Raw genomic sequence first — 7,711 nt, 5'->3', positions numbered from 1 at the left:
AGGAGCCACTGCGGAGCATTGGCGACCGACGACAACGCAGCAGATGCGCGTGCCAGGGCTCGCGAGCCCGGCAAGATCCGAAAGACACGACCTAGGAGCACGTCGATGTCGCACCACCGCCCCTTCCCGGACCCACCTCCTTCCCGCCACCCACATGACAGGGCCGCGTACTTCTGGGACGCGCCCGCGCCGAATCCTCCAGAGCACCGCGAGCCGCACCGTCCCCACGGCGACCTCGACGCACTCCGCTCCGGCTACCGCAAGCTGCGCCGCGTCTCGACGCTCACCGCACTCGGCTACTTCACCCTCTTCCTCATCCTCTCGGCCTTCACGCCCGGGCTGATGACCAGCGAGATCACCGGCGGCCTGAACATCGGCCTGCTGCTCGGGCTGTGCCAGCTGCCGGTGGCACTCGCGGCCATCGCCCTGTACGAACGCATCGCCCGCCACCGCATCGACCCGCTCGCGACGGCCATCCGGGAGCGCACCTGGCAGGCGGCGCGCGAGACCCGCGGCCCCGGAGCCGGTGGCGGCTCGCGTACGGACGCTTCCGCGTACCCCGCGGGCGAGGAGCAGTGGCCGTGGCCCGGCGGCCGCACCGGAGGTGCCCGGTCATGACCGAGTTCAGTTCCGACGCCCAGACCATGTCGCTGGTCGCGTTCATCACCGTCATCACGGTCACCCTGCTGGTGTGTGTGATGACCGGGCCCGACCACGGCGACCTGGACGAGTTCTACACCGGCTACCACTCGTTGTCGCCCGTACAGAGCGGCCTCGCCATCGCCGGTGACTACATTTCGGCCGGCACCGTGCTCGGGACCATCGGCATCATCGCGCTTCTCGGCTTCGACGGAGTCACCCTCACCCTGAGCACCGTGCTGTCGCTGGTCCTGATGATGTTCCTGCTGGCCGAACCTCTGCGCAACACCGGCCGGTTCACGACGGGCGACGTCCTCACCCGCCGCGCCCCCGGTCCGGCCGTGCGCATCACCTCGGCCGTGGTCACCCTGACCGCGCTGCTGCCTCTGGTGATCTTCCAGCTCGCGGGCGCGGGCGATCTGCTCGCCGTCGTCCTCGGGTTCCACGCCGACGGTTTCAAGACCGGGGCGATCGTGTTCCTCGGTCTGCTGATGATCGCGTACGCGGCGATCGGCGGGATGAAGGGCACCGCGTTCATCCAGATCGTCAAGACCGTGGTGCTCCTCGGCGCGGCCACCGCCATCGCGCTGCTCGTCCTCGACCGGTTCGACTTCAGCCTGCCCGTGCTGCTGGACGCCGCGAAGGCCGGGAGCGGGGCGGGGGACGCGTACCTCGCCTCCGGGCTGCAGTTCGGGGGCGACGACATCGACATGATCGGGACGCAGTTGACGGTCGTGCTGGGCGCGGCGGTGCTGCCGCACATCACCATGCGCGTGTTCAGCTCGCGCACTGCGACAGCGGTGCGGCGCTCGATGTCCTGGGCCGTCTCGACCGTCGTCGTCACCTGCCTGCTGCTCGCGGTGATCGGCTTCGGTGCGGCCGCGATCGTCGGTCACCAGGGTCTGGTCGCCGGTGACCCACAGGGCCAGACCGCGTTCCTGATGGTCAGTCAGGCCGTCCTGGGCACGGATCCCACCGCGCTCGAGACGCTGCTGTTCACGGCGGTGACCACCGCTGTCTTCCTGACTCTGCTGGCCTCGGTCGCCGGGATCACCCTCGCCTGCGCCAACACACTGGCGCACGACCTCGTCGCGCACGGGCTGCGCAGGACCGCCCTGAAGGGCTCCACGGAGATGGCCGTGGCCCGGGCCGCCGCGGTCGGCGTCGGACTCGTCGCGATCGCGGTCGCGGCCGGCGCCCGGCACCTGAACCTCCAGGCACTGCTGACCCTGTCCTTCTGCGTCGGCGCCTCCGCGATCGCCCCGGCGCTCGTATACAGCCTCTTCTGGCGCCGCTACACCCGCACGGGGCTGCTCGCCACCCTCGTCGTGGGCACCGCAGCGACCCTCATCCTGATGAGCGGCAGCAACCTGGTGTCCGGATCGCCGCAGTCCGTCTTCCCCGACCAGGACTTCAACTGGTTCCCGTTCACGACGAGCGGCATCGTCTCCGTCCCGCTCGGCTTCCTGGCCGGCTGGCTCGCCACGGTCCTTCGCGACCAGGACGCGGTCGACCAGCGCCGCCGCTACGAGGAGGTGGAACCGGCGATCCTGGCCGGCACGACCACGGCGGCGGGCAGCGGCGCGCCCTGACCCCTCCCGGCGGTTCCCGGCTCCGGGCTCCGGGCTCCTGGTTCGCTCTCCCCCGGGAACCGCGTTCGGCGGGGCCCGGGGCCCCTCGGTGAGCCGGACGCCGTACGGATGCGGCGGCGGCGCGTCCGGTCGGTGGCATTCGCCGGCCGGGCGGATGTGTGGAATCGCCCGGGCGGTGCATGCGCAGGGGATGAGGTGTGTGATCTACCGGACGGATATCTCCGCCGAGCCGGAATCCGTGGAATGCGGTCAGACGGACGACGCCTGCCGGGCGGCGCTCAAGCGCCTGGCAGACCTTGGGGACGACGAGTTCGGCTGGGTTCACCTGGACGCTCCCACCGAGGACGTCCTTCAGGAGCTCGGCCGGTGCCTGGGCCTGCATCCCCTGGCGGTGGAGGACGCGGTGCAGGCCCATCAGCGGCCGAAACTCGAGCGGTACGGGGAGGTGCTGGCTGTCGCCGTGAAGACGCTGTGGTACGTCGAGGAGGGATGCGATGTGGAGACGGGCGAGGTCATGGCCTTCCTCGGCCCTCGTACCGCGCTGACCGTCCGGCACGGTCCGGTCGACCCCACCATCGAGGCCGCGCGCCGAATGCGAGAGGATCCGGCGACGCTGCGCTTCGGGCCGGTCGCCGTCCTGCACGCGGTCCTGGACGTGGTGGTCGATGCCTACAGCGATGCCGCGGCCAAGGTCCGCGCCGACCTGACCGGCCTTGAGCGGAGCGTCTTCTCCTCCTCGCACGACGACCACACCGAAGAGGTGTACTCCCTCAAGCGCGAGGTGCTGGAGTTCCGCGATGCGGTGCAGCCGCTGGTACCCGTGCTGCAGGAGTTCACCGGCCCCCGCGCCCAGTGGCCGGAGAGCGCCCTGCCCTACTTCCGTGACGTTTCCGACCATCTGCACCGCACGGATACCGAGGTCCGCTCGCTGGACGAGTTGCTGAACTCCGTCCTGGCCGCGCACCTCGCACGTGTGGGCACCTGGCAGAACGACGACATGCGCCGCATCTCCGCCTGGGCGGCGATCTTCGCCGTACCCACCATGGTCGCCGGTGTCTATGGCATGAACTTCGAACACATGCCCGAACTGGGCTGGAGTTTCGGGTATCCGCTCGCCGTCGGCGTGATGCTGACCGCGGCCGGCCTGCTGTACCGGGCCTTCCGGCGCAACGACTGGCTGTGAGCGGCGCTCCCGACGAGGGGAGATCGCCCGACCGGGGCGGTCCGAGCGGATCGCGGCCAGGGCACGCGTCCAGCGGCCGAGGCCGACACGCCGCGCGATCGTCAGGACCGGCGGCCGGCCGGGTGCGTCCATGGGGCCCGGCCGCCGCGCCGGCGCGGCAAGGCTCCCCACGTGCACCTGTGGACACACTGGGTGACCAACCGCGGCCCTCACCTCGAAGGCGGCTTGCCGCACGGGGCACTCGCCGAGGGTTCGTTTCCTCCCGGCATCGGGGGATACCCGCACGGCATGGCACGGATACCCAAGAGGCATCAAGACGGTGTAGAGCCGCGTTCCCAGGACGAAGGCGGGCGCGTGGGGCCGGATCCGGCTGTGGAGCGCAACGCCCCCGACGAGCCGACGGCCATGCCGAAGCGGTCGTGGGGGGCGCTGCTGAAGCGCACGGTCAAGGAGTTCAAGGACGACGAACTGGCCGACCGGGCCGCCGCACTCACCTACTACGGGGTTCTCTCGCTGTTCCCGGCCCTGCTGGTCCTGGTCTCGCTGCTCGGAATCGCGGGTGAGTCGGCCACCCAGCAGGTGATGGACAACCTGGAGAAACTCGCTCCCGGACCGGCCCGGGACATCATCTCCAACGCGGTGCAGCAGTTGCAGGGCAACGGCGGCGTCGGATCCATCATGGCCATCGTGGGTCTGCTGCTGGCGATCTGGTCCGCCTCCGGCTACATCGCCGCGTTCATCCGGACGTCCAACGCCGTCTACGACATGCCCGAAGGGCGGCCCGCCTGGAAGGTGCTGCCGCTCCGTCTGCTGCTGACGGTGGTCCTGATGGTGCTGGCGGTCGTCAGCGCCCTGATCGTCGTGTTCACCGGCCCCCTCGCACAGCGGGCGGGCTCCGCCCTGGGAGTCGGGGACACCGCCATGACGGTGTGGTCGATCGCCAAGTGGCCCGTCCTGGTGCTGCTCGTCACGATCATGATCGCGATCCTGTACTGGGCCTCTCCGAACGCGAAGGGCCGTGGCTTCAAGTGGGTCACCCCCGGCAGCTTCCTCGCCCTCCTGCTGTGGATGATCGCCTCGGCGGGCTTCGCGCTGTACGTGGCGAACTTCGCCTCCTACAACAAGACCTACGGCACCCTGGCCGGCGTGATCGTCTTCCTGGTGTGGCTGTGGATCACCAACCTGGCGATCCTCCTCGGCCTGGAATTCGACGCCGAGATGGCCCGTCAGCGCGCGATCGAAGGCGGTCATCCCGCGACGGAGGAGCCCTACGTCGAACCCCGCGACACCGCCAAGTGGACCGAGGAAGACCGTCGCCGCCTCGAATGAGCCGCAACTGCAAACCCCACCGCACACCGCACCGCAAACCGCGAAGCGCAGCTGCCCCGATGGCCGCTCTGCGCATGGGCGGCGCAGGGGCGGGAAACAGTCGCACATGACCGCCTTGGCTGATCTGAAAGAAGGCGACCGCCGCCTCACCCACCGCGCGGCGCACTGGACCTCGCCCCTGGCCCGGAACGTGCTGCCCGCCGTGGAGGCGGCGGCCGAACGCACCAAGCTGTGGTGGGCCACGGCAGCGGTCATGGCGGCCGCCGGCGGCTACCGGGAACGGAAGGCCGCGATCGCGGGACTGGCCGCCATGGGGCTGGCGGAGCTGCTGTCGAACGCGGTCTGCAAGCAGCTCATCGAGCGGCGCAGGCCGCCCAAGCACCTGATCCCCCACGACGACGTCGACGAGCGGCCGGACAGCTCCTCCTTCCCTTCGGGACACACCGCGGCCGCCGTCGGCTTCACCACGGCCGTCGCCGCCACCTCCCCGGCGTGGGGCGCCGCGTGCACGGTCGGTGCGGCGGCCGTCGCGGCCCAGCGGGTGCACTCCGGGGCGCACTACCCCAGCGATGTGGCAGCAGGTGCCGCCATCGGACTGGCCAGCGCCTGGCTGGTCCGCCGGGCTCCGGGACTCTGGGTCCGGCGCGTGCTGTGACGCGTGCCGAGATCGTCGGCGGCAGGGCGGACGGCTGAGCTCGCCCCCGGCCGCCGCAGCCGCCCGTTCCGATGCGGGTCCCGGCCGATGTGGTGGTGGCGGGTCGCGGCACGGACCTGCCGGGACACCTTTTCCCCTCTCATGCGCAGCCCAGGTTCACGGTCCGGTCACCGTGGACCTGGGCTGCGCTCCGGCTCCCCCGCTGCCGGTGTGATCGCTACCGCTCCGGGTAGCCGGGCGCGCATGTTCACACATCGACGTGCACGAGTGGCGTGCGTTCTGTTGGTCAGCTGGGCGACATTGACTGCCGTGGAGCGGTGGGCGGAGCAGGCGTCCTGGCCGGCTGCGGTGAAGAGCGGGGCGTTGTGGTCGTGCGTGGTGGCGCTCACCTGGTGGTTCGCCGAGATGACGCAGGGGCGATCGTCACGATCGCACACCGCGCACGAAGCAGAGGGGCCTTCCCCGGGCGGCAGCCCAGGAGAATCGGCGATCCCCGCGAGTCCGCCTGCCGCGGCTGCCGAGCCGGAGGCGGGCACGACCTCACCGTCCCCGCCCGGGTAGCCGGCCCCGGCGCACATTCGCCTGTGTCGCCTGCCTCGGCGGTGCGGCAGTGCCGCACGGAGTGCTCACAGGATGGCTCACAGCTAGCTGTATTGACAATCATTTTCATTACCGCAATGCTGTGCGGGCCCCCACCCACCGACCCGTCCTTCGGCTGCGGTGGGGGACCAGGCCATCTCATCGAGGGAGCAGCATGTCGACATTCCGTAACCGCAGAGAGTTCCTCGCTCTGGCCGGTGCCGCCGGTACGGCCGGGGCTCTGGCGCTCACAGGTTGCGGAGCCGGCACCGGCGGCGGCGCGGCCGAGGGGAAGGGCGCGCCCAAGCGCGGCGGTCAGTTCCGGGCGCTGTTCACCGGTGGCGGCGAGCAGGAGACGATCGACCCGCACGCGGAGGCCCTGGCCATCGACATGGCGCGCACCAAAGCCGTGTTCGACCGGCTCGTGGACCTGGACGCCACCATGGCGCCGGTGCCGCGCCTCGCCGAGAAGTGGGAGTCCGACCCCGAGGCGACCGTGTGGCGGTTCACGCTGCGCGAGGCGCTCTTCCACGACGGGAAGAAGCTCACGCCCGAGGACGTGCTGTTCAGCTTCGGCCGCATCCTCGACCCCAAGGCGACCAACCACTTCGCGCAGGGCCTGCTGTCGGTCATCGACCTGAAGAAGAGCCGTGGTGTCGGCAAGAACACCGTGGAAATCGCGCTGAACCGGCCCAGCGCCGAACTCCCGGCGCTGCTCGGCACGCTGGGGACCGCCATCGTCAGTGCGCGCTACCGCGACCCGGCGAAGGCCGTCGGCACCGGAGCGTTCCGGCTGAAGTCGTTCCAGGCCGGGCGGTCCTTCGTCGCCGAGCGGTTCGACGATCACTGGGACGGCGGGGCGTACGTCGACGAGCTGCGCATCCTCTCCGCCGACGCCGACGCCCGCGGCAACGCCCTGCGCGGCGGCGAGGCGGAGTACGGCTACGAGATGACACCGACCTTCGCCCGTACCGCGCAGGCCGACAAGTCGGTCCGCATCATCGCCGCGAAGGGCAGCACGGCCCACGCGATCGTCATGAAGTGCGACCAGGAGCCCTTCGACAACCCCGATGTCACCCTGGCCCTCAAGCTGCTCGCCGACCGGGAGAAGCTGGTCGAGGTCGTGCTGGCGGGCCGAGGTGTGGTCGGCAACGACATGTTCGGCAAGGGCTACCAGTACTACCCGGCGGACATCCCGCAGCGGAAGCGCGATGTCGCCGAGGCCCGCGCGCTGTTGAAGAAGGCGGGTGTGCTGAACAAGCCCCTGTCCATCTACACGTCGTCCGTGGCCAACGGCTTCGTCGAGGCGGCGACCCTGTTCGCCGAGCAGGCCGCCGACGCCGGGCTCCGGGTGAAGGTCACCACCGGGTCCTCGGAGACGTACTTCAAGGACCAGCTGACCAAGGGCGTGATGGGCAGTCACCGTTCGGGTGCCATGACGATCCCCACGTACATCAACGACCGTCTCCTCACCACGTCGGCCTTCAACGCGTCCGGTTGGCGCCGCAAGGACTTCGACGCGGCCTTCGCCAAGGCCCGGTCCACGACCGACGAGGCCGAACGCACCCGGTTGTACGGGGACCTCCAGCGCACCGTCCACGAGGAGGGCGGCCTGCTGATGTGGGGCCACCCCGACTGGCTGAACGCGGTGTCCTCCCGTGTACGCGGGGTTGAGCAGGCCCCGCCGAACACGCTGGACTCGGCCCGCTTCGACAAGGTGTGGCTGGCCTGAGC

General features: G+C 70.4%; 6 protein-coding genes. All 6 read left to right on the top strand.

Annotated features, from left to right (window positions below; translation table 11 throughout):
- Nucleotides 1-105: 105 nt before the first annotated feature.
- The gene (locus tag ABT360_RS29985) at nt 106-618 is read left to right on the top strand and encodes a DUF485 domain-containing protein (protein ID WP_351823307.1); all 513 of its coding nucleotides are present in this window, start codon (nt 106-108) and stop codon (nt 616-618) included.
- A complete protein-coding gene (locus tag ABT360_RS29980; protein ID WP_351823304.1) occupies nt 615-2,231 on the top strand; it encodes a sodium/solute symporter in 1,617 nt (538 codons plus the stop codon). Before ABT360_RS29985 ends, ABT360_RS29980 begins: the two co-directional genes overlap by 4 nt.
- Nucleotides 2,232-2,421: 190 nt before the next feature.
- Nucleotides 2,422-3,414 carry a magnesium and cobalt transport protein CorA gene (locus tag ABT360_RS29975; RefSeq protein WP_351823301.1) on the top strand — a complete coding sequence of 331 codons (993 nt, stop codon included), beginning with the start codon at nt 2,422-2,424 and terminating at the stop codon, nt 3,412-3,414.
- Between the two features lie 288 nt (nt 3,415-3,702).
- The gene (locus ABT360_RS29970) at nt 3,703-4,743 is read left to right on the top strand and encodes a YihY/virulence factor BrkB family protein (protein WP_351823297.1); all 1,041 of its coding nucleotides are present in this window, start codon (nt 3,703-3,705) and stop codon (nt 4,741-4,743) included.
- 106 nt (nt 4,744-4,849) lie between these two features.
- Complete coding sequence (locus ABT360_RS29965) at nt 4,850-5,398, top strand: phosphatase PAP2 family protein (protein ID WP_351823294.1); 549 nt, start codon at nt 4,850-4,852, stop codon at nt 5,396-5,398.
- A 754-nt stretch (nt 5,399-6,152) separates the two neighbouring features.
- Nucleotides 6,153-7,709 (top strand): ABC transporter substrate-binding protein, encoded by a 1,557-nt coding sequence (locus tag ABT360_RS29960; RefSeq protein ID WP_351823291.1) that lies wholly within the window; start codon nt 6,153-6,155, stop codon nt 7,707-7,709.
- Nucleotides 7,710-7,711: the final 2 nt, after the last annotated feature.

Origin of the sequence: Streptomyces sp. NPDC000229, assembly GCF_040300825.1 — a bacterium.
Classification (GTDB): domain Bacteria; phylum Actinomycetota; class Actinomycetes; order Streptomycetales; family Streptomycetaceae; genus Streptomyces.
This window is presented reverse-complemented; position numbering and strand designations above follow the sequence as displayed.